Source organism: Shewanella mangrovi, assembly GCF_000753795.1.
Taxonomy (GTDB): Bacteria; Pseudomonadota; Gammaproteobacteria; order Enterobacterales; family Shewanellaceae; genus Shewanella; species Shewanella mangrovi.
In genome coordinates this window covers 244,131-267,910 of sequence record NZ_JPEO01000002.1, presented here as the reverse complement: position 1 = coordinate 267,910, position 23,780 = coordinate 244,131, and the positions used below count along the sequence as shown (strand labels likewise).

Here is a 23,780-nt window from a genome sequence, read left to right as displayed (position 1 = left end):
CACACGAAGCAAATTAAGACGTATGCGAAAGGTGAACCATGCAATTTAACTTTGATGAACCGCTCCAGCGTCGCGGTAGCAACTCCTACAAATGGGACAGCGCCGATGACGAGCAGATGTTACCTATGTGGGTGGCGGATATGGATTTTCGTACCGCGCCCGCCATCATCGACGCGCTGCAGGAGCGTGTAGCCCATGGCGCATTTGGTTACACCCGCGTGCCGGAGCGTTATTTCAAGGCAGTCACTGATTGGTTTGCGACGCGGCATAACTTTCGATTTGATGCCGCCTCGCTGCTGTTTACCACTGGCGTGGTTCCAGCACTGTCGGCCATCATTCAAGCCTTAGTGAAACCGGGCGAAGGCGTGATTGTACCTATGCCAGCGTACAACTGCTTTTTCTCGTCGATCCGTAATTCCAAATGCGTGCAGATCTCCAGTCCATTAAAAAATGACAACGGCGATTTCAGTTTTGATTTTGACGACATCGCCGCCAAAGCCGCCGATCCCAATAACACCCTGTTGTTGCTGTGTAATCCGCACAATCCGGTCGGGCGTAGTTGGACGGCCGAAGAGCTGCGTAAAATCGGTGACATCTGCTTTGCCAATAACGTCACTGTGCTGTCGGATGAAATCCACTGCGATTTAATGATGCCGGGGCAAACGCATATTCCGTTTGCCTCACTCGGCGAGGAGTTTTTGCAAAAGTCGATTACCTGCACTTCGCCAAGTAAGTCATTTAATTTGGCGGGTATTCACGCAGCCAACATTCTTGCGCACGATAGTGGCTCCCGTAAGCGCATTGATAAGCAGCTTAATATCAATGAAGTCTGTGAAATCAGTCCGTTTGCTATCACCGCGGTGATCGCCGCTTACGAGCAAGGTGCGCCGTGGCTGGATGCATTGCGCAGTTATTTAGCCAATAACTTCGCCACGGTATGCGAGTTTGTGGCGCAGCAGCTGCCACAAATTAAGGTCACGCCACTTGAGGCAACTTATTTGGTTTGGCTCGATTGCCGCGCATTGCCCGTTACCAGTAAACAACTGGCCGATAAGCTGTTTGAAGAGCAGCATTTATGGCTCAGTGATGGCACCGTTTATGGCGCTGAAGGAGATGGCTTTCTGCGCATGAATATCGCCACCACTAATGCAAACGTGCAGGAAGGTTTAAAGCGGTTACAAGCGGCGATTAACGACTTGTAAGCAGGTGAACCGTTGGCGTTAAATTCGCTCAAAACCCGTCGCAACAAAACGGCCGATGTTATGCATCGGGCGTTTTTTACATTAATAAGCGCAAGTAAGTAATGCGGTTAATTTAACGGGCGTTCTGCCACCAGTCGCTAAATTGCTGTGAAGGCAAAGTACGCAGCGCAACCGGTTGACCAATTAATGGTGTTACCAGTTGGAACGCTTTGCCTTCGCTGGCCGCTTTAGCGCGTTTAAACGGTTCGTCCCACGCATGTTTTGCCAGTGCAAACTTGCCAATATGTTCAGGGAAGTAGGCTTTAGTGTTTAACTCGGTGGCGGCTTTAACTGCTTGTTCTGGCGTCATATGGATATTGGCCCATCGGTCATCATATTGACCGCTGTCGAGCGCCACCATATCAAACTCGCCAAAGCGTTGTTTCAACTCTTCAAAGTGCGGCCCGTAACCGCTGTCGCCGCTGAAATACAACCGATAGTTAGGCGACTCCACCACAAAGCCCGCCCACAAGGTTTGGCGACGGCTCAGTGAACGGCCAGAATAGTGTCTTGCGGGCACAAGATAGACTTTTACACCATCGCCAAGATCATATTCGCTGTTCCAGTTACCGCTGTGGATTTTGCGCTGATCAAATCCCCACGCTTCAAAACTGGCACCAATACCTAAGCCGGTGATCACTTGGTTTACTTTAGGCTTTAATGCCATAACGCTGGGATAATCCAGATGATCCCAATGATCGTGGGAAATCAGCAGCGCATCTAACGTCGGAAAATCAGCGGCAGTGAAAATGTTGCTGCCAGCAAAAGGCCGGTTCACAAAAGGCACTGGTGCAGCGTCGTCACTGAAAACGGGGTCAAGCAACAGTTTCTTACCCCCCAGCTGCAGGTAGAAAGAGGAATGGCCTAACCAGACGAACAAATCCTGATCCGCGGCAAACTGTTTAATATCAGGATGCTCTGCGGGCAATACATGCTCCGGGCGCAGTCGTTCAGGCTTGGCGCTCATATTTTCAAACAGGATCTGCAGAAAGCCTTTATCTGTAGTGAACAGTGGCGTAGCGATCTCATTGGTAAATTCGCCATCGCGGTAGTTTGCGGCTTGTTGAATTGCCGCTAAACGCTCGCCTGCTGCGGCAGCGCCAAACTTAGGCAATTGCAAATAGGCGAGTCCTGCCAAAGGCAGCAGTATGATAATTGCAAGAATCCAATACAGCATTTTCTTCAATGTTGACCTCTTATTTTGCGTGCACGACTTAACGGCCGGACAGTTTCATCAGCGCTTCGGGGTAGCGTTCGCCTTGAATATCGAACTTGGTGTTATTTAACGTGGCGATATCATCACTGCTGAGTTGCACATCTATTGCCGCAATATTTTCTTCAAAGCGTGACCGTTTGCGAGTGCCGAACAGCGGCACTATCCAAGGTTTTTGCGCCAGTAGCCAAGCGAGGGCGATTTGGCCGGCCGTCGCCTGATAACGCGCGGCAATTTGCTGTAGCAGTTCAACCACTTTGAAGTTGGCGTTCAGTGCTGCTGTGCTGAATCGCGGCAAGATGCTGCGAAAATCGTTTTGAGGAAATTGCGTATCGGCAGCGAGTTTGCCCGTTAAAAAGCCTTTTCCGAGCGGGCTGAAGGGCACTAAGCCGATCCCCAGTTGCTCCAGCGTGTCGAGAATGTCACCTTCCGGATCGCGCGTCCACAGCGAGTATTCGCTTTGCAGTGCGGCCACCGGTTGTATTGCATGGGCGCGGCGAATCGATTCGGCGCCAGCTTCTGATAAACCAAACCAGCGTACTTTGCCTTCTTGGATGAGCTGCTGCACCACGCCAGCGACGTCTTCCATTGGCACGTCGGGATCGACCCGGTGCTGATAGTAAAGGTCAATGTAATCAGTACCCAAACGGCGCAAGCTGCCTTCAACCGATTGACGAATTTGCGCTGGACGACTGTTGACTCCGCCGCGATGTTCGCCGGTGACTTGGTCGATATCCCAGCCAAATTTGGTGGCGATAATCACTTTATCGCGCATCCCTTTAAAGGCTTCACCGACCATCACTTCATTGGTCCACGGTCCGTACACTTCTGCGGTATCAAAAAAGTTCATACCTAAGTCCACGGCTTGGTGCAGCAGGGTAATCATATCTTTGCGATCGCTAATCTCGCGGTCTTTGCCGTAGCCCATCGCACCAAGCGATAGCGCTGAGACTTCAAGTCCCTGACCAAGTTTGCGCTGTTCCATTTTTCGTCTCCTTTATTAAACAAAAAACGCTCTCGATAAGCTCAAGAGCGTTTCTTACTTATCGGTGAACATATGTCACTCAACGTGACTCAGCCGTGGCAAGTTACATTTCATAGCCTGGCTTTTTCGCCAGCGTGGCCAGTTGCGGCTTAATGCGCGGTTCATACACATCGGATTGCCACTTGGCGTAATCCACTTCTTCGAGTGCTACAGAGATGGCGTCATCCGACGCATTCAAATGTTTTTTCAATACTTGCGCCAGATCATCGGCAAAGTTCTGCTGCTGCTCGTCGGTGAGATTACGGGTGACAAAGCTGACTTGAACATGTGGCATAACATGGCTCCTATTGCGGCGAGGGCATTAATCGGCTAAACGGATAGTCACGTCAAATGCGCCGGACTTTTTCATCAGCTCTACGCCAGAGTCCAGAGTACCGAGTTTGACTAAGCCACTGGCGTGACCAAATGATTTATGGAAAATCGCCAGATTGCCCCAAGGTGCGTAATAGGTGATATCACCTGCTTTCGCGGCGGTACCTGCTGGCTCGCCTTTGGTGGATAAACGTTTTGGCAGATCCGCAACTTTTTCGGTCGCCGCATAATCGGTCAAGGTTAATGACAACGGCAGTTGCGCCACAAAATCGTTTACCGCTTCGCTGTTGGCTTTAAGCGTGGCCGTTACGGTTTGACCTTGAATGTCGATAGCAATTTTCACTTGGTTCTCCTGCTGAACAGAATAAGTTGAATGAGTGGTGGCGGAAAATACGGCGCTCGAAAAACAGAGTCCGAGACTACAGCAGGCGATTAACCATTGAGTTCGCATTGTTGAAACTCCCGCTGTTGATATTTTCTAGCCAAAATCACGGTCACAGCGCCGACTAATGCTAATACGCCGTAGCCGCAAGCAACCTGCAATAAGCTGTAGCTCTCTGACATGCGTCCTGCAATCAGTGTTGGAATAGCCGCACCTGTGTAGGAGGTAGCATAAATAACCGATAGCACGTTAGCGCGTTCTTTGGGTTCAAGACTCGACACCATAGTTTGAATACTGCCGGTCAGTACCATGCCTTGGGCGATACCCGCCAACACACTTGCAATCAGGAACATCACCAAAATGCCCCATTGCAATGCCAGTAATAAGCCGCCAACGAATACCGCAAAACTGATCATGCCGTAGAATTGCGCAGTGGTGGCTTTCATTTTACCAGCGATAGACGCGCCAACAGTGCTCGGCGCCATAATCGACGCGAATACCAGTGCCGCCGCAACCGCATTCGACGAGTGCAATTGTTCGTTCGCCATCGCAGGGCCAAACGCCTGAAAGAAGCCGCCCAGTGCCCAAGTGCTCACAAAAGTAACGGCTGCAACCGGAAAGAATTTTTTCGCTTTAGCAGGCAAACCCATGCGCGGTTTTAATGAACCGATGGCGCCTGGCGCTGATGGCATGGTTTCTTTGCCGCGCAGAATTAGCGCAACGCAGACCGCTAATAACACCAGCACCAGATAAAAGGGCAATTGGCGTGGAATAGGGCCGTATTCGACCAAGACACCGGAGATAACGCCGCCGATAGTTAACCCGGTCATCGGGCCACAACTGATTACGGCGGGGGCCAGCCATTTCGGCACAGTATGCGCACAATCGACGATCCACGCGGCCAAGGCCGTTGAGGCTAAACCACAGGCTAACCCTTGCAGCAAGCGGCCAATCAACAGCGGCGCGGCATCATGCACATGTAAAAAAGAGGCGGATGCCATGGCCGCGAGTACCACCGCCATAATCGACACAGGGCGACGTCCAAGATGGTTTGATAAGCGGCCGAAAATTAGCAGCGCGGTGACAGCGCCAACAAAATATACGACTGAGCTGAGCGACAGCTCAAAGTAACTGACGCCATCTACTCGTTGGTAGGTGCCATACAGTGGGATTGGCGTTGCTGAGGCCACAAACGTTGCCGCGAGAGAGAGCGCGGCCGCCCAAAAAGATGCCTTATCGACTTTAGTTTCCAACCTGTTTAGCTCCTTCATTGTCTTGCGACATGCTGTTGAGGTTTTGTGCAAATCTTAATCATCAGCCTAGTGTTGCGGCTGATATGCGTCGTAAGCCAGCAACCAGAGTGTGAGTGTGATATTCAATGTGGCTACTGATGGGTCAATGACAACGCGCCTCAGCTCCGCGGCAATCAATGCAAATGCTAGCGATTCACACGAAAATTAAGCATAGAAACACATCGTACAAAATGACGAGTTCATCAGTGTAGAGCAGGGGATATAACAAACAAGCTCAATAAAAAACTTACAGTAATGAGGAAAAGTAATAAATGGCAGGCGATTTATTTAATTAACTGAATTTATTGTGTTTATTTTTATAGACCTTGGAAAATAGGCGCTTTTTAAACGTTCGCTCGAAATCGAGCGGTTGTCAAGCCCCGGTCAACTGCATAAAAATATGTGCCATTCACAGCGTTCGCGTCGACCTTACAATCGCGTTCGTCGTTGAGTCACTCTTCGCCTCTGTGGCTGTTTGCCGTGTCGTTATTCGCCAGCAGCAGTCTGCAAGTGAACATCTCTTTTTCTTTGGTGATATCGACGTCTCGACTGCACCATTTTTACTTTGGAAGCATATACTGATGAACAACTTTAGTTTTTTCAATAACACCAAGATCATTTTTGGTGAAGGGCAAATTGCGCAACTTACACAAGAAATTCCTGCTGATGCGACCGTTATGATCGTTTACGGTGGCGGCAGCATTAAAAAGAACGGCATTTTCGAGCAAGTGACCAGCGCGCTGGAAGGCATGAAATGGATTGAGTTCGGTGGTATCGAACCTAACCCACACTACGACACTTGTATGAAAGCGGTAGAGCAGGTGAAAACGGCTAACGTCGATTTTCTGCTGGCTGTCGGTGGTGGTTCAGTTATCGACGCCACTAAATTCATCGCCGCCGCGGCAAAACACCAAGGCGATGCGTGGGAAATCATTCAATCGTTTGGTGGCGCTGTTCAGGGCGCATTGCCCGTGGGTTGTGTGCTGACTCTCGCTGCAACGGGTTCAGAAATGAATCCTACCTCAGTTGTCACACGTGCTGACACTCAAGATAAGTTGTTCTTCAACTCTGATTATGTGCGTCCACGTTTTTCCATTCTGGATCCACAAACCACTTATTCGCTGCCTGCTCGTCAAGTGGGTAACGGTGTAGTGGATTCATTCGTACACGTGCTGGAGCAGTATGTTACCTATCCGGTGAACGCTAAGGTTCAAGACCGTTTTGCAGAAGGTCTGTTGTCTACCATTTTGGAAGATGGCCCGAAAGCGCTGACCGATCCACAAAACTATGACGTACGCGCTAACCTGATGTGGGCGGCGACTATGGCACTGAACGGTTTAATCGCCACTGGCGTACCGGGTGACTGGGCTACTCACTTGATTGGTCAGGAAATCACCGGTCTCTACGGCTTAGACCACGGTCAGACGTTGGCGATTGTCATGCCAGCCGTCTGGACCTACAAACTGGAACAAAAACGCGAGAAACTGGCGCAGTATGGCCGTCGCGTATTAGGTATCACCGAAGCAGACGACCTGATTGCAGCAGAAAAAGCTATTGTACGCACGCGTGAATTCTTTGAAGCTATGGGCGTAAGAACCCGTTTAGCGGATTATGATTTAGGCGCGGATGTGATCCCACAAGTTGTAGCAAAACTGGAGCAACACCAGTTCGTTCAGTTGGGTGAACATGGCGATATTACCCCAGCCGATGCAGCAAAAATCCTTGAATTAGCGCTGTAATCTAGACACTAAAACACAGCACCAAAAACCACGTTGTTTTAAACGTGGTTTTTTTATGTCTACTATCTGTCAATTGTGCAGCAATCAAGTCAGCGTTTCAAAAAGAGATTGAGAATGGTTGTGTATGCAACTATATTGACGAAAAGGCTAATTTATCAAAGATGGAATGAGCAACGTCAGTCAATCTCAATCGTTAGGGCATTTAACCGGGCTCGCCAGTCGTTTGTTTAATCGGCTGCTGACAACCCGTTTTAAACAAGCGGGCGTTGATATGACGGCGGAGCAGTGGGGCATTATTCTCACCATCCACACACGCGCTGAACCTCTGACGCAAAAGCTCATCAGCGATATCTTGTATCTAGAAAAGTCGAGTGTCAGCCGTTCTATCAACGTGTTGGTAAACCGCGGCTGGTTGGTATGCCAGCCATGTGAACAGGACAGCCGCAAAAAGCTAGTGCAGTTGACGCCGCTTGCCGATGGTGTTGTCTCACAATGCAGCGCGATTGCCCAAAGTGTTCTCGATGATGCACAACAACAGCTGTCGGATGTTGCCTTAAGTGATAGCTGCACGCAACTTGGTACCGTTATCGACAACCTGCGCCAACTCATTCCGCCTTTTGCCAACGAATCAATCATAGCGATATCAACCGAGGAGAAATCATGACCAAACGTAATGCTCTTATTACTGGTGGTGCTCGTGGCATCGGTGCTGCGACAGCCAGAGTGTTAGCCGCAGATGGCTTCCGCGTATTTATTAACTATGTCAACAGCACGGCAATCGCCCAGCAGTTGGTAGAAGAAATTGAGCAGAACGGTGGTGAAGCCTATGCAATTCAGGCCGATGTGCGTGATGATGCACAACTCGCAGCCATGTTTAGCAAAATTGCTGAGGAACACGGTGGAGTAGATGTACTGGTGTCTAACGCCAACATGAACTTTGTGGCGAAGCCGTTTGTTGAACAAACTTGGGCTGAGTTTGCACAAAAGCTAAATGATGAAATGCACGCAGCCTATGAATCTGCTAAACATGCGGTGCAAACCATGGTGGAAAAGCACTATGGCCGCTTAGTGTTTATCTCAAGCACATTGTCGGAAAGCCCTGCGCCTGGTTTTATCGCTCACGGCTCAGCCAAAGGCGCATTAGACAGTTTCAACAAATACTTAGCCCAAGAGTTAGGTCCAATGGGGATCACCTCAAATGTTATCGCACCGGGATTAGTCGAAACCGACGCCACTAAAGATGCGCCAACCGAATTTAAAGAGATGATCCGTCAATTTACGCCAACCCAGAAAATTGCCACGCCAGATGATGTCGCTAATGTGGTCAGCTATCTGGTGAGCGAAAAGAGTGGCCATGTTACTGGCACGTATACTCCAGTATGCGGTGGTGCCTATTTGCCATAGCCGTTATCGATGTAGACGGTTTTAGAAACAAAAAAGCCTCGCTAGTTAGCGAGGCTTTTTCTTTTAATTTGGTCGGTGTGAGAGGATTCGAACCTCCGACCCCTGACACCCCATGACAGTGCGCTACCGGGCTGCGCTACACACCGAAAATTTGATGAAATCATCGTTAGCACAGTTGATGTGGCTGACTTTAGCAAGAGCCAATGAGCTGCGCAAGCGGCAATTTTCCCATTGTTTGTTAACTGCTTAGATAATGTGCGCTAACGATTTTTATTCGTTAATGGTTATACAGGCGACGGCCTTCACGCATGACATCTAACAGCTCTGGCGCACTCATTTTCTTACGCAGACGTTTGCTGTAGTCGGCGTTGTAGATGCGATATTTGCCATGACGGTCAATGACCGTGATTTCATTTTGCTGATAGATAGCAAACACACGATTATCGCCCACATAGAGCCAAGTGCTGTCGTCTGGTTGCAACAGGTGACGGCCAGCGCTGTAGTCACTCGGCGCGTTGGTACAACCTAATACTTGAGTCATCAGCGTTGGCACTATGCCGTAATGACTACTGCGGTAGTTGACTTCAGCGCTGGGTGAGTCCGGCCAGTGAATGACTAACGGCACTTTTACGCTGTTGGGTGACAGGTTATGGCGCGCTTCATCAGGGTTACTGGTAAACACTTTGCCATTGACGCCAGTGATAACAATCACAGTGTCTTGTGGCAATGCCTCAATCAGACGTTTGAGCTGTTGGTCAACAAAGTTCAATGACTGGCGATATTGGTTGAATAAGACCTTTTGCGCTGGTTTTAACTGCGTATCCGACTTAACGGTTTCTACACCAAGGAAACCGACTGGCGTATCGTAGTCTTCTGGTGCGCGCAAATTCAGTAGTGCAAACCAATGGCCTGACTGTTGGCGGCGCCACTGATTAAAACTGTCGATATTGCTGATATCAGCCATGGCACTGCCCATCGATTCATCGGCTAGATGCATATCGAAATCGTTGAAGATGGCATCCGGCTTAGCGTTAGCCACGTTAGATTGCACGCTAAACATCGACATCGCATATTGTTCTCGCTTGAACGTTTGCGTCAGCAATGGTGCGGTGAAGTCGAGATCCACCGAATCCATATAGCTGCCTTGTAAGCCATACAGCAACGAGAACATGCCGCTGGAGAACTGATTGCCACCACTAAAGTGGTTGGTGAAATTCATATTCTGCTGTGCAAACTGATGGAAAAACGGCATGGTCTGCGCGTCATCCAAATCATCTCTGAAACTGTCGATTGCAATCATCAACACGTTTGGATGGCGATTTTGCGGCATATGGCATTGCAGCGGATTAAGCGGATAGTTAAGGCTCTTCTCAAATGGCTGCGAAGATAAACTGCTACCGTCAATCCCATGGTTTTCCATAAAGGTCTTAGCGGTGGCCGGGTAGGAAATCGGGTAAGCATCATCAAAGCGGGTAACGGCCGTAACTTCAGCAGCATCGGCCCAGATATGCACCAGATGGCTACTGACGAAGCAGATACCAATCACAGCCACCAATTTGTTGCCAACATTGCGGCGCTGAATACGGTCGATGCGTTTCCATAACGCATTGGCCAGCACCAGTTCTATCACAAACACCACTAATGGGGTGATAAAGACAGAGGCGCCTTGCAGCAAACTATTGAGATCGGCAAACGCCAGATCAAACGCAAACGGGCTTAAATGCATGCCATATTCGCGGTAGATAACGGCATCGTAGAGCAGGGCGCACATGCCTAGCGTGGCGACGATTGCCGCGTAGCCGCGTAATATGCGCGAATAAGGCAGCAGCAAGGTGACCGGGAAGATCAACACTAGATAGACGATGAACGCTAAAAAGCTGAAATGCCCCAGCGTTGAGATGATTAAATAACCCCAACCTATCAGGCTATCGGGAAAGCCAACGGTAGATAAATAACGCATACCCGCCACCATAGCGAGTAAACCGTTAAAGAAGGCAAACCAGTGACCCCAGTTTACCAGTCTTGATACCTGATCCCTGACGAGTTGCTTTTTACGCTCCACCTTGGATTCCCATGTCGATCTTTAACCCGATTATCTTAATGTTTTTATGATAAAAAATGCTATCAATTAACGTAAAGATTGCGCTAGTGCTTTAGAGAATTGTTCACCTAACTTTTCTTTCACTTCTGGATTTACTCGTGTATTTAACAGGTGTGAAACCGTGTTGCCGAGTACCATCAGGCTCAGATCTGTCGGTGCTTGGTGTTTATCCAGCACTGCTAACAACTCTGTGATCAGTGCTTCAACTTGGGCGTTGGTGTATTTAGATTGAAGTGCCATATCGAAAAATTTTCACTCATAAACGACTTAGCGGCATATAATACCGGATTTACAACGGACTAGCACTAACGCCCATGAGCATTCACGTCGAACAAGCGATTATTCACTCAATTACTCAGGACAAGGATGGCCAGCTATCGTGTCGTTTGCGGCCGCAGCCGCTATTAAACGGCTCAGCGGTAGAAGCGATAGTGGCTGATCTGCATCAGATATACTCGGCCAAAGCGGGCAAGGGTTTTGGTTATTTTGGCGTTCATGGCGATGACGGCGAAGCCAACCCTGAATTTATGCAGGCGCTGCGCAACTACACCTTAGGTAAGCAAGGTTTCGTCGATTTTTCGGCCATTGCCGGTAAATTGCTGCAACAAGAGTTGTCCAAATATGACTTTAGCCAAGGCGGTTTTTTGCTGCTGGCGTGTTACACCTATCTTGCCAGCGACTATCTGTTTGTAGCGCTGCTGAACGCTAAGCCATCAATGACCGTATTGGACGATATGGAGCTTAGCCAAAACACTCACCTTGATTTGACCAATCTGCAACTGGCTGCCCGAATTGATTTAACCGAATGGCAAGCGGATGAAGAGTCGCGCAAATATATCTCCTTTGTGCGTGGTCGTGCTGGTCGTAAAGTCGCGGACTTTTTCCTCGACTTTATGGGCTGCGTTGAGGGGGTAAATCCTAAGGCGCAAAGCAAGCAACTGATGCAGGCGGTGGAAGACTTTGTTGCTGAAAGCGATATGACCAAGGAAGAACGCCAAAACTGCCGTGAACGTGTGTTTGATTACTGCACCGAGCAAGTCGATAGCGGCAATGACGTATTGCTAAAAGATCTGGCCGATGAACTGGCTGAGTCTGGTATGGATTCTTTCTATGATTTTGCCGCAGGCGGCGAATATGCGTTGGAAGAGGAATTTCCCGCCGATAAATCAACCTTGCGCCAACTGAAGAAATTTTCTGGTACTGGTGGCGGCGTATCATTGAGCTTTGATGGTACCCATCTGGGCGAGCGGGTGATTTACGATCCTGTCTCCGACACCATTTTAATTAAAGGCGTGCCTGCCAATTTGAAAGATCAGTTAGATCGCCGTTTAAAAGGTGACTAATAAAAACGGTTGAGAATAAAAAAGCGCCTCGAAAGGCGCTTTTTTGTGTTTGGGGAATCGCTTATTTACGAGCGAACTGCAAACGTTCACCTAAGCTGTTATCGATAAACTTACTGCCATCAAACACGTGCTTACCGTTGACAAAGGTGCCGGCAATTGATGCTGAGAACTGGTGGCCATTAAATGGTGACCAACCACAGTGGTAGCGGATATTCTCTTTGGTCACTTTGAACGGATTGTCGAGATCAAGCAAGGTTAAGTCAGCAATATAGCCCTCGCGCAGGTAGCCACGGTCTTTCAACTCAAAGCGTTCGGCCACAGCATGACTGGTTTTCTGCACGATTTTCTCCAGCGAGAATACGCCCTTGGTGTGCAGATCCAACAAACTCAGCAATGCGTGTTGTACCAGTGGTAAACCGGATGGCGCTTTAAAGTAGCTGTCGGCTTGCTTTTCATCCCAGGTATGCGGTGCATGGTCAGTCGCGATGATATCGATAACATCATTGTTCACGGCTTGTTGCAGCGCTAACTGATCCTGTAGCGTTTTGACCGCTGGGTTACATTTAATAAGGCTGCCCAGAGTTTCGTAATCGCTGTCGTTAAAATACAGATGGTGCACACACGCTTCAGCAGTAATGTTGGCGCCTTTTAAGTCGGCCAATTTCTTACCTGCTTGGAACAGATAGAGTTCATCGGCGGTGGTCAAATGCAGAATGTGCAGGCGAGATTTGTGTTTAATCGCCAGCTCAGCCGCCATTTTGGACGATTTGAGGCAGGCTTCGCGTGAGCGAATTTCGCCGTGCAGTGACATCGGCACATGCTCGCCGTATTGTTCACGCATTTTGGCTTCATTAATCGCGATAGTCGGCGTGTCTTCACAGTGAGTGGCAATCACCACTGGCGAGTTAGCAAAGATGGCGTTCAGCGTTTCAGGATTATCGACCAGCATGTTGCCAGTTGATGCCCCCATAAAGATTTTCACGCCACAAGCTTGATTTGGATCTAAGCGCTTAATTTCTTCCAAGTTGTCGTTGGTTGCACCGAGATAGAAGGCAAAGTTTGCCAGCGAACTTTGTTGCGCCCGCACATACTTATCTTCTAGTGCCTGCAGGTTAGTGGTTTGCGGGTTAACGTTAGGCATTTCCATAAAGCTAGTGATACCGCCAGCAACGGCCGCACGAGATTCACTGGCGATAGTGCCTTTGTTAGGAAAACCAGGCTCACGAAAATGCACCTGATCATCAATCATGCCGGGGATCAGATATTTTCCATTAGCATCAACAACTTTCGCGTCAGCTGGTGCTGTAATACTGGTTGCTATTTGGGCAATACGTCCATTTTCAATCAGCAAATCTTGGCTGCTGATGGTGCCTTCATTCACCAATTTGGCATTTGTGATAAGGGTTTTCATTAGGGTACCTGTTTAGCGTTGTTAAGTTTCGCAGTGACACAGGTATAATAACGGAATATAAATGGAATTGCTGTCACAGAAAAAATTTGTTTTTGTGACGAGTGTCAATAGAAGCGGCCAGTTTTCAATACGCTAACGTATTGCAAATGGCCAATGTTAAACGGGTGGACTGTTTCTCTACTCAGGAGTTTGAATGCAACTTTTCGTTAAAGATCTTACGGTTATCGACTTTTCCTATCTTTGCCCTATTCGTGGCATGGTGGGCGAAAGCTGGATTGTCGACGTGCTGCTGGAAGGCGGGCTCGATCAGCAAAACATGGTGTTGGATTTCGGTAAGGTTAAACGCCTGATAAAACAGGTGATAGATGATGTGGCCGACCATCGTTTGTTGGTGCCGACCGCGTGCAGCAAGGTACGTTGGCAACAGCAGGGTGAACGGGTATGGATGGATTTTGATAGTCAGCGTGGCGCTATTCACCTCGCATGCCCAACCGAAGCGTTCGCTTTGGTGCCTGCCGAAATTATCGACTTTGAAACCGTCAACGACTTTCTGTTTAAGGCGTTGCGCGATGCGCTGCCTGACAATGTTGACGGCATCAGTCTGACGCTACGCAATGAGATGCTGGACGGTCCGTTTTATCACTACAGTCATGGTCTGAAAAAACATGATGGTAACTGTCAGCGTATTGCTCACGGTCACCGTAGTCCCATCAATGTATTTGAAGATGGCGTGGCGGCGCCTGAGTGGGATCGCTACTGGGCCGAGCGTTGGCGCGACATCTATCTTGGCAGCGAAGATGATTTAGTCATGCTGGAGAGTCTACAGTTATCGCCACAAACCAAAGTATCAGAAGCGTCTCATTACGGTTTTCACTATCAAGCGCCGCAAGGCGATTTTCAGTTGGCCATGCCTAAGGCGTGTTGTGACCTGATTCCGCACGATACCACCATTGAGCTACTGGCTGACTTCATGGCTAAGACGCTAGCTGATAAAGTACCAGGTAAACATTTTCGCGTGGTGGCGTTTGAGGGAATTGGCAAAGGGTCAATTGCGAATGCCTATGTTGAGCGCAGCTAAGGTATTGTTACATTTCGTTTTCTACAAGGAGTTCGCTTGAGGTTTCTTTCTCACACTGGTTTACGAGCAATTTGGGCGCTGCTGTTGTCATCCGCGCTATTCAACATCGCGGTTGCTGCCGAGCGCACACAGCTTGACGGTAAATTAGCGCAGGGCGCGTTAGTGCGCGGCCAAACCCAAGGGGGCAGTAAAGTATCGCTCGACGGCAAGGCGTTGCGGGTGACAAGCGATGGCCGATTTGTGTTTGGTTTTGATCGTGATGCCGACGCTGAGCATCAACTGAAGATTGAATATGCTGATGGTGCCAGTGAGCAGATGCCGCTAACGATTGCCAAGCAAGACTATCGGATTTCGCGTATCGAAGGGATCAGCAAGAAGATAATGAAGCCAGATCCGGTGGCGGTGGCGCGCGCTAAAAAAGATGCGCAGATGGTCAGAGAAGCACGCGATACCAACAGTGATTTAACCGCGTTTACCAGTCATTTTATTTGGCCAGTGACTGGGCGTATCTCTGGTGTTTATGGCAGCCAACGCATTTACAACGGCGTGCCGGGAAGACCACATTTTGGGGTGGATATCGCCAGACCCACTGGCACGGTTGTTGTTGCACCTGCTGATGGCATTATTACCTTAGCGGTACCCGACATGTTTTATTCGGGTGGCACTATGATTATCGATCATGGTTTTGGCGTGAGTTCGTCGTTTCTACATTTGAGCAAACTCTATGTAAAACCAGGCACTCAGGTGAAACAAGGTCAAAAGGTTGCAGAAGTCGGTGCGACTGGCCGAGTGACTGGGCCACATTTAGACTGGCGTATTAATTGGTATCAGATGCGACTCGATCCGCAATCGCTAGTACCTAGCATGGTGTCAGTACTCAGTAATAACAAAGATGTTGGCAAGGCCAGCAACAAGGCGGCGAATTAAGCATTGTTGGCTTATGAGGAAAAGCTTTCCTGCGGTCGGTAAAAAATACGCGGTAGCAACGGCGAAGCTTTTCCCATAGTTGAAGAGTTTTTCTTTAACTTATTGATTTATAAGTTCTTCATTTTTTTGACCTTGCGTGGCATACAACTGGCATATTCGTCTGCAACTATTGAATAAATTGCTTACGGAGGCACTATGCTCGGATGGACCCTGTTTGTTGGCACTGTTGTGCTGTTGATCACTCCCGTCGCTTTTGACGTATCAAGCTTTACGCTACTCAATAGCATCTCGCTGGAAACTATAATGGGGCTGTTAATCACGGCTTATGCGCTAAATCTACTACTGAATTCTCAGCTGAAGGATGCTGCAGTATGCCGTTAAGTGTTTGGTACTTTGTCATTGCGGCAGCGGCATTAGCGCTAGCGACGTTACTCCCTACGGCGTTGATTTGGTTATGGCCACTGCTGTTGTGGCTGAGTTTGTCCTTCGCCCTTGTCGCTGGCGCTTATGTGTTACATCGACCCGCCATTTTTCGTAAGAGCAATAACGGCCGCCTCAGTAAATGGATGCGCTGGGTGTTAATGCCATTTTTAGTGTCAGTCACTGTTTACAACAATTTTGCCCGTAAACGGGATGCGGTTCCTGTGGTGAGCCAAATCACGCCTCATCTTTATCTCGGCAGTCGCTTGCTGTTTAACGATCTCGAACAATTAACATCGTTGGGTATCACTGCCATCTTAGATGTGACTGCCGAGTTTGATGCCATTGCGGCGGAATCGCTGGCGGAAGCCGGCATTAACTATCTGAATGTACCGGTGCTTGATCATGACGTACCTAGCCGTATTGCGCTGCGCCGAGCAATGCAATGGTTATCGCGCCAGCAACGCTTGGGGCACAAAACCTTAGTGCATTGTGCGTTGGGGCGCGGTCGCTCAGTGTTAATGGTGGCCGCTTGGTTATTGAGTCAGGATCAAACGCGCTCGCTCAGCACGGTGGTGGCCGAGATTAAAAAGCACCGCAGCAGTATTCGCCTGAATCGTCAGCAGTTAAAGATGCTGAAAACGTTATGGCGCTCAGATGAGTTTAAAGCCAAGTTGCGCTTGTGGCTTATTGTCAATCCGGTGAGCGGCGCCGGAAAGTGGCCAAAAAATCGTGAGTTGATCGAGCAGCGTTTAAACGAATATTACGACGTACGCATTTTGGAAACCTCGGAGCAGCAGTCAGCGCGTAAATTGGCGCAGCAAGCATTGCAGCAGGGGGCAGATGTACTGGTCGCTGGTGGTGGTGATGGTACCGTCACGGAAGTTGCATCGGTATTGATCGGCACCCAATTACCGCTGGGAATTTTACCGCTGGGCACTACCAATGCGCTGAGCCATGTATTGTGGGGTATCAGTGCTAAATTGGATCCGATTAATTCAGCGCTGGATAATATTATCAGTGGCGAGCAGCAGCGCATCGATACCGCTAAATGTAACGGTCGCACTACGTTGTTGTTGGTCGGCGTCGGCTTTGAGGCGCAGATGATCAAAGAGGCTGATCGGGAGCAGAAAAACCAGCATGGTGAACTTGCTTATCTGCAAGGCTTTTGGAATTCCATCAGCCAAAACAGGCAGCTTAAATTAAAAGTCCGTGCGGATAATCACAAGCCAATTCAATTGAATACAGGCTCTCTTACGGTGGCTAATGGAGCGCCAAATACCACCATTTTGGCGCAGGGCGCGGGGTATACCGATCTGCGTGATGGTTTATTAGACGTGACTTGGTTGACACCAAATGATGATTGGGGCGACAGATTGTTTACGCTTGCCGAGCTGGCGGTTAACGGCCTTACTGGCTCAGGTTTAGATATTCATGCGCATCATCTCAAAGTAAAGCGGTTGCGGATTGAAGCGTCGAAACCGCTCGATTACGTGATTGATGGTGAAACCGGCCGCGCCAGAAAGCTCGATATTAAAGTACGGCCAGCATCGTTAAATGTGTTGCTCCCCGCCATTGAACAGAAACGTGGCTGAAGTGGACGATGTGACGTTTACTCTTCTTCCTGCTGATACTTTTCCAGCTTGTTATAGAGAGTCTTCACGCTAATACCTAACTGTTCGGCAGTGGTTTTACGGTTGCCTTGATTTTCTTCCAGCGTGGCTTCGATGGCGGCGCGGGTGAGTTCTTCCAGCGGGATACCGGTAGGAATGTTCTCCAGACTGGCATTTTGTTTGTAGCCGTCGCCGAGAAAATCTTGCTGCAACTGCAGATGCTGCGCTTCAATCACCTCGTCAGCCAAAATATAAGCGCGCTCAATGCTGTGTTTCAGTTCGCGCACATTGCCGGGCCAATGGTAATCTGCGATTTTTTCGAGCGCGTCATTGGCTATGCCCACTTCAGTTTGTTCCTGCGCGTTGCGATAGGCCAGAAAGTGCTTGGCAAGCCCGGTGATATCGTCATCGCGTTCCCGTAGTGGCGGAATGTTCAATGGAAATTGCGCTAAGCGGAAATACAGATCTTCCCGAAATATCTCTTGTGCAATAGCGTCGGCGGGATCGCGGTTAGTGGCGGCAATCACGCGCACATTGGCTTTTTTCAGCTGTTGGCTACCAATCGGGCGATATTCACGATTTTCCAATACCCGCAGCAGTTTCACCTGATGGGCTAACGGCATTTCCGTGACTTCATCCAAAAACAGGGTGCCGCCTTCAGCTTGCGCAAAAAAGCCCTGATGATCGCGCACGGCCCCAGTGAATGCGCCTTTGATATGACCAAATAACTCGCTATCGACGAGTTCAGGCGACAGCGCACCGCAGTTAACCGCGATAAACGGCCCAGTATTGCGCTGACTTGACAGGTGTAGCGTATGGGCGACTAACTCTTTACCCGCACCGCTTTCACCCATGATCAACACTTGGGTTTCGCTATTGGCCACTTTGCGCAGGGTACGATACAGCTTATGCATCGATTTTGACGAACCGACCAACAAACCAAATTGGTCGAGTTCACTTACGGTGACTTGCGCACTGTCGTCGCTGGACTGCTGCGCCGCATAGTCGGCGATAAAGTCATCCATCAGTTCTTGCAGCAACTTCAAATCGAGTGGCGGACGCAGATGAAAGCCTGCGCTGCGGCGAATAAGTTGGTCGAGATCTGGATTAGGTTGACCGTCGCTTATCAATATCCATTCCAGTTGGCTTGGCAGTCGTGTGTCATGAAGTTGGATTAAGCCCGCGCGCATATCATCGGCAACTTCAATGAGTGCGAGGTCGGCATCAGCATTAAGCAGTTCGTCCTGCCACTGTGCATCTGCGGCGGGATAAATAAAATGGCAGCCGCGTCGTGCCAATACGGATGACAGTTGTTTTTGTAATCTATCTTGCTGGATATAAACAAAAATTTTAGGCGTCGGCATGCTTACGGCTTCCTTGCAAAGGTAAAAGCTACTTTAAGTGAGTTTGCCGAATGTGACAATTCAAATCGAAATTGGTACGGCATTTGAATCAGTATGTTAACAACTCGCTGACAAAGGAGTCGCCTTAATGGATGCCCCTGTTCGTTTTAACCTTGTACTCAATTCGCCTGATCGCCGTCTGCTGTATTTAAGTCTGCGCTTGTTGTTAGATGGCTTACTGCTGCGGCAGCAACAATTGCAACGGGTAGAGAATTATACCGAACGCACTTCGTTGGCTAAGTTGCTGCGTTTGCACCGCAGTATGTCGTTTAAATTGGTGGGCGTACTGCGTCTAGATATGGCACAGGTCAGCCAATGGCCTTCGATAAAACAAGTCGTTAGCCAATTGCCGTCGCAATTACGGCAACACTTTTATGGTTTGCAGTTGCAGTTTACGCATGACGCGGCAACAGACCCAACCGTCATCGGCCAGCAAGAGCGGGCGCTGATCAATTGGCTACGCTTGTCGACAGGTTATTTTGAAGCGCCGCTACTAAGAAGTTTACTCGCCGATATGATTGCGGCCTGGCAGGTGTGTTTAGAAAGCATCAATGCTGACATTTTACGTGTTGGCACTCGGTAAAAATTACCGCCGCACACGCAATTATTGCGGGCTTGGCATAAGCTGGGTGTGAATTAGCCGCGCAATAAAATCACATAATTGTTTAAAAACAATATATTAATGAATCTGGCACCAAACTCGCTTTAGTCTTAGCGACATTCGTCGGAAATCGGTTCGATAGGGATTTCCGCAATTCAGCGCAAGCTGAGCTAAGACCAAGGAGGTTATTATGAACAGCAAGATGTCAAAAACTGCGATTGCATTGGCGCTAATGGTGCCTGTCTTCACTGTGTCTGCGCAGGACTGGAAAGATGATGCCAAAGACGCATGGATTGATGGCAAAGCCGAAACTGTGTTGCTGCTTAATACCAATTTGAATAATTTTGATATCAACACCGATGTCACAGAGGGGCAGGTGACCCTCACTGGCCAAGTCGACAGTGATGTAGACAAGGCGCTTGCGAGCGAACTGGTGGAGGGTATTGACGGCGTTAAGTCTGTAAAAAATAAGCTGACCGTAGTTACGCCAAAAGATAGTAACGCCGACAAGGCGCAAGATGGTCAGTTGCTGACCGATACCAAAATTACCACAGTGGTTAAAACACGTCTGTTATTTGAGCCAGAGGTGAGTGGTACAAGTATCGACGTTAGCACGAAACAAGGGGTTGTTACCCTTAACGGGACACTGGACACATCTGCAGAACGCGACTTGGCATTGGCTATTGCACGTAATACCGACGATGTGAAAAAAGTAGTCGATAATCTTGAGGTTGCTGACTCATAGCCTTTTACTGCAGCGACCATTAAAAAGCCTCCAATATGGAGGCTTTTGTCATTTATGCGTCGGATTGATAATAGGTTAACTTGCCTGTTCGCTGGCGATAATCGCTTCAATCGTATGCGGATGCACTTTGACGCACACACCTGCTTTCGTAAACGCGATGGTTGGGTTCGGCAAACGCTCTGCTTCGCCAGCAGGGGAGCTGGCCTTGACCTTAATCTCGCTGTCTCCGGCAAATACTGCGGCGAGCTTAGGCGACAGCGAGATTAATTGCTGCTGCAGCTGCTCACAATCTGTGGCGTTTGATGCCAATACTAGCTCTATGTGTTCCCAACCTTGCTGCGGGTATTCGGTTTTAGGATAGGGCAGCTCGACACAAGCGACAGAATACTCGCCGAGCTGCAAAGGCGTATGCAGTTTAATGATCAAAATCGGCCGACCATTAATGATGTTGTCGGAAATGACGCTTCCCCGCGCGCTAAATGCATCGCGCAGCGCATCAGCTGCAGCAGTCGTGTTGACTCGCAGCGCAACATGGTCGCATTGGGTCAATGACTGTAGTCCGAGCTCTGCAATTAACAGCGATATCTTGGCAGCAAACTCATCTAATGTGTTTTCTAAGCTGGCATAACTGAGCATAACCGTTCCTTAAGGCCAGATTTCAATCGGAGTGCCGGGGTCCACCATTTGCCAGATTTCATCCATCTGCTTATTGGTGACCGCGATGCAGCCGTTGGTCCAGTTATATTGCTGTGCCTCTTCAGGCGGCAGTTCAGAATGTGGATTTTCACCGTGGATCATGATCTGGCCCCCCGGATCTATGCCGAGTGCTTTGGCGCGAAATCTATCATCGTCATTAGGGTAGGAGATATGAATCGAACGGTAATAAGCGCTGTCTGGTTTTTTGTAATCCAGAATGTAGCGGCCTTCTGGCGTACGTTGATCGCCTTCATGCAATTTATGGCCTTGAGGTCTGTCGCCCATGGCAATACGATACTGTTTAACCACCTTTCCCTGAGACATAAGTTGCATCAGCGATTTAGATTTTTTGATCACCACTAAATCAGCGTGTTGGCTGGCACAAGCAAGGCCAGAAAGACTCAGCAAGAAAATGCTGGCAAGAATAGACTTAATCGACAACATGGATGAGCAGTTTTATTCACTAAAGCCAAGAACTGACCGCATCATACCCAATCCGCAGCGGGGATAGAAGTCTTGTGATGATGCTGTATGATTGTGCCTCAAAAAGTTTGACCTGTTACGCTGCAAATACCTTGCTTTATTGGATTGCGGCTCGTTAGGAACATGGAGTTATGAAAAAAGAGTTAGCGGGCAATGACCATGATTCGCCTCTGAAGAAAAAATTGCGTGAGGTGATATTTGGCACAGAAACACCAGCTGGCCGCTGGTTTGATCTCGCCTTGATTGTTTGCATCGTGTTGAGTGTGGCCTTGGTGTATATCGATACTGTGGCCAGTATTCATCACCAATATGGTGAGCTGATTTACCTGTTTGAGTGGCTGTTTACGGTCATCTTCACCGTTGAATATGGGTTGCGCTTATATTGCTCAACCAATCCATTGCGGTACTGTTTTAGCTTTTACGGCATTGTTGATCTGCTCAGTATTTTACCTAGCTATCTGGCCTTGTTCTTCCCGGGCGCCAACATGACCTTGGTGATCCGCGTACTGCGTTTGTTCCGTATTTTCAGAGTATTGAAGCTGCTGCGCTATTTAAGTGAAGGAAATATGCTATTGCGCGCAATGATGCAATCATCGCGTAAAGTGTTCATTTTCTTTTTCTCGGTCAGTTTGATCATCATGGTGCTAAGCGCGGTGATGTACGTGATTGAAGGGCCGGAGAACGGCTTTACCTCGATTCCGAAATCCGTCTATTGGACCATTGTGACCATTACCACGGTCGGCTATGGCGATATTACGCCACAAACCAGCTTAGGGCAGGCAATCGCTGCGTTTACCATGCTGCTGGGTTATTCCATTATCGCCATTCCTACCGGGATATTGACGGCTGAAATCGGCCAAGAAATCGGTCGCAATCGCGATCTGCGCCGCTGTGCTAACTGTCTTAAAAAAGGCCATGAGCTGAATGCCAACTACTGTGATAACTGCGGCAGTGAACTGGAAGCCCCGTTATCTGAGTCTACGTCGAAATGAGTCAAACTAATCGCACTGCCAAGTTTGTCGAAGGCAGTATTCTGCGCCACATTTTGGTGATGAGTTCCACCGCCGCAATGGGCATCTCTGCGGTGTTTGTTGTCGATCTTATCGACATGTTTTTCTTGAGCTTTTTGGATGATATTCGGGTGGTGTCTGCGGTCGGATTTGCGACGACCATTTCCTTTTTTACCATCTCTATTGGCATTGGACTGTCGATTGCGCTGGGGGCGTTAATGTCACGCGCAGTGGGCGCTCATGATTGGGATAAAGCAAAGCGCACTTTGGTCAATAGCAGTGCTGTAACTTTGCTGGTAGCAGTGGTGATGGCAACTGTGGTGCTGAGCTTAATTTCGCCCTTGCTGAGTCTGATTGGCGCTAGTGGTGAAACTGCGGAATACGCCGCGCGCTATCTGCATATTCTCGTGCCATCTATGCCCATCATCTGTCTCAATATGTCGTTCAGTGGCGCATTGCGCGCGGTAGGCGATGCCAAGATGTCGATGTATTCGACCCTGTTAGGGGCATTAGTCAACTTTGTACTCGATCCCTTGCTGATCTTTGGGCTGGGATTGGGCATCGATGGTGCAGCGCTGGCCTCAGTGATGGCCCGCGTCAGCGCGATTGGTTTGTCTGGCTATGCCATTTTTTACAAGCATCGATTGTGGACGCCATTTTCTCTGCCTGCATTCAAACAGGACTTGCGGCCGATTTTGGCGATTGCCGCGCCCGCCATGCTCACCAATCTCGCCACACCATTTGGGAATGCGTTTGTCACTAAATCTATTGCCGATTTTGGTGACAGCTTTGTGGCTGGTTTCGCCATCATCGGCCGGATTACGCCGGTTGCTTTTGGAATGATTTTCGCGCTCTCGGGTGCCATTGGTCCGATAATTGGTCAGAATTTCGGGGCTGGCATGATGCAGCGCTTACGAGAATCGCTTACCCGCGCCTTACAGTTTTGCACCGTTTACGTGCTATCCGTTGCGGTGCTGTTGTTTCTATTGCAAGACTATTTGGTGTGGATGTTCGATATGCAAGGTGACGCCTCCGCATTAATTCACTTCTTCTGCAGTTCGTTGGCGATATTTTTTGCCTTTAATGGTGCGCTGTTTGTTGCCAACGCCTGTTTTAACAACCTAGGTAAACCAAGATTCTCGATGTATTTCAATATCGGCAAAGCCACTCTGGGTACTATTCCGTTCGTAGTTTATGGTGCCAAACTCGGCGGTGTTTACGGCGTATTGCTGGGGCAGGCGATTGGCTCGGTAATGTTTGCCTCGCTCGGTGTGGTGACCGCTTATCGCCTGATAGATGGTATTTCCAAGTCGAGTCGTTG

Annotated in this window: 23 protein-coding genes, 1 tRNA gene and 1 pseudogene; 13 read left to right on the top strand and 12 right to left on the bottom strand. The window is 49.0% G+C overall.

Going from position 1 to position 23,780, the window contains the following annotated elements; translation table 11 throughout:
- Positions 1 to 38 precede the first annotated feature (38 nt).
- Complete coding sequence (locus HR45_RS03710) at positions 39 to 1,202, top strand: MalY/PatB family protein (protein WP_037439837.1); 1,164 nt, start codon at positions 39 to 41, stop codon at positions 1,200 to 1,202.
- Between the two features lie 112 nt (positions 1,203 to 1,314).
- Here the strand turns inward: HR45_RS03710 and HR45_RS03705 are convergent, their stop codons facing one another.
- The 5 genes from HR45_RS03705 to HR45_RS03685 all read right to left on the bottom strand — a co-directional run bounded on the left by HR45_RS03705 (position 1,315) and on the right by HR45_RS03685 (position 5,446).
- Positions 1,315 to 2,418, bottom strand: coding sequence for an MBL fold metallo-hydrolase (locus HR45_RS03705; RefSeq protein WP_037439835.1), 1,104 nt, complete (start codon positions 2,416 to 2,418; stop codon positions 1,315 to 1,317).
- 37 nt (positions 2,419 to 2,455) lie between these two features.
- Entirely contained in the window at positions 2,456 to 3,439 is a 984-nt protein-coding gene (locus tag HR45_RS03700) for an aldo/keto reductase (RefSeq protein WP_037439834.1), read from the bottom strand.
- A gap of 103 nt (positions 3,440 to 3,542) precedes the next feature.
- Positions 3,543 to 3,773: a tautomerase PptA gene (pptA, locus tag HR45_RS03695; protein ID WP_037439832.1), complete on the bottom strand. Its 231-nt coding sequence runs from the start codon at positions 3,771 to 3,773 to the stop codon at positions 3,543 to 3,545.
- A gap of 27 nt (positions 3,774 to 3,800) precedes the next feature.
- Positions 3,801 to 4,262 carry a cyclophilin-like fold protein gene (locus tag HR45_RS03690; RefSeq protein ID WP_162180639.1) on the bottom strand — a complete coding sequence of 154 codons (462 nt, stop codon included), beginning with the start codon at positions 4,260 to 4,262 and terminating at the stop codon, positions 3,801 to 3,803.
- Complete coding sequence (locus HR45_RS03685) at positions 4,244 to 5,446, bottom strand: MFS transporter (protein ID WP_206537879.1); 1,203 nt, start codon at positions 5,444 to 5,446, stop codon at positions 4,244 to 4,246. The genes HR45_RS03690 and HR45_RS03685 overlap by 19 nt, the downstream gene beginning before the upstream one ends.
- A gap of 620 nt (positions 5,447 to 6,066) precedes the next feature.
- Here HR45_RS03685 and HR45_RS03680 point away from each other — a divergent pair.
- The 3 genes from HR45_RS03680 to HR45_RS03670 all read left to right on the top strand — a co-directional run bounded on the left by HR45_RS03680 (position 6,067) and on the right by HR45_RS03670 (position 8,628).
- A complete protein-coding gene (locus HR45_RS03680; RefSeq protein WP_037439826.1) occupies positions 6,067 to 7,224 on the top strand; it encodes an iron-containing alcohol dehydrogenase in 1,158 nt (385 codons plus the stop codon).
- 166 nt (positions 7,225 to 7,390) lie between these two features.
- On the top strand, positions 7,391 to 7,888 hold the full coding sequence (locus tag HR45_RS03675) for a MarR family winged helix-turn-helix transcriptional regulator (RefSeq protein ID WP_052074469.1): 498 nt from the start codon (positions 7,391 to 7,393) through the stop codon (positions 7,886 to 7,888).
- Complete coding sequence (locus HR45_RS03670) at positions 7,885 to 8,628, top strand: SDR family NAD(P)-dependent oxidoreductase (RefSeq protein WP_037439824.1); 744 nt, start codon at positions 7,885 to 7,887, stop codon at positions 8,626 to 8,628. The genes HR45_RS03675 and HR45_RS03670 overlap by 4 nt, the downstream gene beginning before the upstream one ends.
- A 69-nt stretch (positions 8,629 to 8,697) precedes the next feature.
- On the opposite strand, the gene HR45_RS03665 is transcribed toward HR45_RS03670, so the two are convergent.
- The 3 genes from HR45_RS03665 to HR45_RS03655 all read right to left on the bottom strand — a co-directional run bounded on the left by HR45_RS03665 (position 8,698) and on the right by HR45_RS03655 (position 10,969).
- A tRNA-Pro gene (locus HR45_RS03665) sits at positions 8,698 to 8,774 on the bottom strand.
- A gap of 131 nt (positions 8,775 to 8,905) precedes the next feature.
- Positions 8,906 to 10,690 carry a DUF3413 domain-containing protein gene (locus tag HR45_RS03660; protein WP_037439822.1) on the bottom strand — a complete coding sequence of 595 codons (1,785 nt, stop codon included), beginning with the start codon at positions 10,688 to 10,690 and terminating at the stop codon, positions 8,906 to 8,908.
- 66 nt (positions 10,691 to 10,756) lie between these two features.
- Positions 10,757 to 10,969, bottom strand: a complete 213-nt coding sequence (locus tag HR45_RS03655) for a YejL family protein (RefSeq protein ID WP_037439820.1) — start codon at positions 10,967 to 10,969, stop codon at positions 10,757 to 10,759.
- Between the two features lie 74 nt (positions 10,970 to 11,043).
- Here HR45_RS03655 and yejK point away from each other — a divergent pair, with 74 nt between their 5' ends.
- The gene (gene yejK, locus HR45_RS03650) at positions 11,044 to 12,072 is read left to right on the top strand and encodes a nucleoid-associated protein YejK (protein ID WP_037439818.1); all 1,029 of its coding nucleotides are present in this window, start codon (positions 11,044 to 11,046) and stop codon (positions 12,070 to 12,072) included.
- Positions 12,073 to 12,133: 61 nt separating this feature from the next.
- Here the strand turns inward: yejK and HR45_RS03645 are convergent, their stop codons facing one another.
- A complete protein-coding gene (locus HR45_RS03645) occupies positions 12,134 to 13,483 on the bottom strand; it encodes a dihydroorotase (protein WP_037439816.1) in 1,350 nt (449 codons plus the stop codon).
- A gap of 193 nt (positions 13,484 to 13,676) precedes the next feature.
- Between HR45_RS03645 and HR45_RS03640 the strand changes: the two genes are divergently transcribed.
- From HR45_RS03640 to HR45_RS03625, 4 genes are all read left to right on the top strand, one after another.
- Complete coding sequence (locus HR45_RS03640; protein ID WP_037439813.1) at positions 13,677 to 14,561, top strand: 6-pyruvoyl trahydropterin synthase family protein; 885 nt, start codon at positions 13,677 to 13,679, stop codon at positions 14,559 to 14,561.
- A gap of 78 nt (positions 14,562 to 14,639) precedes the next feature.
- Positions 14,640 to 15,488 (top strand): M23 family metallopeptidase, encoded by an 849-nt coding sequence (locus tag HR45_RS03635; RefSeq protein WP_037440340.1) that lies wholly within the window; start codon positions 14,640 to 14,642, stop codon positions 15,486 to 15,488.
- Between the two features lie 195 nt (positions 15,489 to 15,683).
- Positions 15,684 to 15,869 carry a hypothetical protein gene (locus HR45_RS03630; RefSeq protein ID WP_037439811.1) on the top strand — a complete coding sequence of 62 codons (186 nt, stop codon included), beginning with the start codon at positions 15,684 to 15,686 and terminating at the stop codon, positions 15,867 to 15,869.
- The gene (locus tag HR45_RS03625) at positions 15,860 to 17,503 is read left to right on the top strand and encodes a diacylglycerol kinase family protein (protein WP_037439809.1); all 1,644 of its coding nucleotides are present in this window, start codon (positions 15,860 to 15,862) and stop codon (positions 17,501 to 17,503) included. The genes HR45_RS03630 and HR45_RS03625 overlap by 10 nt, the downstream gene beginning before the upstream one ends.
- Before the next feature lie 17 nt (positions 17,504 to 17,520).
- On the opposite strand, the gene HR45_RS03620 is transcribed toward HR45_RS03625, so the two are convergent.
- Positions 17,521 to 18,885: a sigma-54 interaction domain-containing protein gene (locus HR45_RS03620; protein WP_037439807.1), complete on the bottom strand. Its 1,365-nt coding sequence runs from the start codon at positions 18,883 to 18,885 to the stop codon at positions 17,521 to 17,523.
- 127 nt (positions 18,886 to 19,012) lie between these two features.
- Here HR45_RS03620 and HR45_RS03615 point away from each other — a divergent pair, with 127 nt between their 5' ends.
- Positions 19,013 to 19,507, top strand: a complete 495-nt coding sequence (locus HR45_RS03615; protein WP_037439805.1) for a hypothetical protein — start codon at positions 19,013 to 19,015, stop codon at positions 19,505 to 19,507.
- A 208-nt stretch (positions 19,508 to 19,715) separates the two neighbouring features.
- A complete protein-coding gene (locus HR45_RS03610) occupies positions 19,716 to 20,270 on the top strand; it encodes a BON domain-containing protein (RefSeq protein WP_430742015.1) in 555 nt (184 codons plus the stop codon).
- A gap of 75 nt (positions 20,271 to 20,345) precedes the next feature.
- On the opposite strand, the gene HR45_RS03605 is transcribed toward HR45_RS03610, so the two are convergent.
- Entirely contained in the window at positions 20,346 to 20,906 is a 561-nt protein-coding gene (locus HR45_RS03605) for a VOC family protein (protein ID WP_037439802.1), read from the bottom strand.
- Between the two features lie 9 nt (positions 20,907 to 20,915).
- Positions 20,916 to 21,410: a L,D-transpeptidase family protein gene (locus tag HR45_RS03600; RefSeq protein ID WP_037439801.1), complete on the bottom strand. Its 495-nt coding sequence runs from the start codon at positions 21,408 to 21,410 to the stop codon at positions 20,916 to 20,918.
- Positions 21,411 to 21,580: 170 nt separating this feature from the next.
- Here HR45_RS03600 and HR45_RS03595 point away from each other — a divergent pair, with 170 nt between their 5' ends.
- The gene (locus HR45_RS03595) at positions 21,581 to 22,441 is read left to right on the top strand and encodes an ion transporter (protein WP_037439799.1); all 861 of its coding nucleotides are present in this window, start codon (positions 21,581 to 21,583) and stop codon (positions 22,439 to 22,441) included.
- Positions 22,438 to 23,778, top strand: a pseudogene (locus tag HR45_RS03590) (MATE family efflux transporter); the annotation flags it as partial. The gene HR45_RS03595 and the pseudogene HR45_RS03590, both read left to right, overlap by 4 nt.
- Positions 23,779 to 23,780: the final 2 nt, after the last annotated feature.

Coding starts and splice junctions, on each gene's coding strand:
- HR45_RS03710 (WP_037439837.1), top strand. CDS start 39: ATGCAATTTAACTTTGATGAACCGCTCCAGCGTCGCGGTAGCAACTCC.
- HR45_RS03705 (WP_037439835.1), bottom strand. CDS start 2,418: ATGCTGTATTGGATTCTTGCAATTATCATACTGCTGCCTTTGGCAGGA.
- HR45_RS03700 (WP_037439834.1), bottom strand. CDS start 3,439: ATGGAACAGCGCAAACTTGGTCAGGGACTTGAAGTCTCAGCGCTATCG.
- pptA (WP_037439832.1), bottom strand. CDS start 3,773: ATGCCACATGTTCAAGTCAGCTTTGTCACCCGTAATCTCACCGACGAG.
- HR45_RS03690 (WP_162180639.1), bottom strand. CDS start 4,262: ATGCGAACTCAATGGTTAATCGCCTGCTGTAGTCTCGGACTCTGTTTT.
- HR45_RS03680 (WP_037439826.1), top strand. CDS start 6,067: ATGAACAACTTTAGTTTTTTCAATAACACCAAGATCATTTTTGGTGAA.
- HR45_RS03675 (WP_052074469.1), top strand. CDS start 7,391: ATGAGCAACGTCAGTCAATCTCAATCGTTAGGGCATTTAACCGGGCTC.
- HR45_RS03670 (WP_037439824.1), top strand. CDS start 7,885: ATGACCAAACGTAATGCTCTTATTACTGGTGGTGCTCGTGGCATCGGT.
- HR45_RS03655 (WP_037439820.1), bottom strand. CDS start 10,969: ATGGCACTTCAATCTAAATACACCAACGCCCAAGTTGAAGCACTGATC.
- yejK (WP_037439818.1), top strand. CDS start 11,044: ATGAGCATTCACGTCGAACAAGCGATTATTCACTCAATTACTCAGGAC.
- HR45_RS03645 (WP_037439816.1), bottom strand. CDS start 13,483: ATGAAAACCCTTATCACAAATGCCAAATTGGTGAATGAAGGCACCATC.
- HR45_RS03640 (WP_037439813.1), top strand. CDS start 13,677: ATGCAACTTTTCGTTAAAGATCTTACGGTTATCGACTTTTCCTATCTT.
- HR45_RS03630 (WP_037439811.1), top strand. CDS start 15,684: ATGCTCGGATGGACCCTGTTTGTTGGCACTGTTGTGCTGTTGATCACT.
- HR45_RS03625 (WP_037439809.1), top strand. CDS start 15,860: ATGCCGTTAAGTGTTTGGTACTTTGTCATTGCGGCAGCGGCATTAGCG.
- HR45_RS03620 (WP_037439807.1), bottom strand. CDS start 18,885: ATGCCGACGCCTAAAATTTTTGTTTATATCCAGCAAGATAGATTACAA.
- HR45_RS03615 (WP_037439805.1), top strand. CDS start 19,013: ATGGATGCCCCTGTTCGTTTTAACCTTGTACTCAATTCGCCTGATCGC.
- HR45_RS03610 (WP_430742015.1), top strand. CDS start 19,716: ATGAACAGCAAGATGTCAAAAACTGCGATTGCATTGGCGCTAATGGTG.
- HR45_RS03605 (WP_037439802.1), bottom strand. CDS start 20,906: ATGCTCAGTTATGCCAGCTTAGAAAACACATTAGATGAGTTTGCTGCC.
- HR45_RS03600 (WP_037439801.1), bottom strand. CDS start 21,410: ATGTTGTCGATTAAGTCTATTCTTGCCAGCATTTTCTTGCTGAGTCTT.
- HR45_RS03595 (WP_037439799.1), top strand. CDS start 21,581: ATGAAAAAAGAGTTAGCGGGCAATGACCATGATTCGCCTCTGAAGAAA.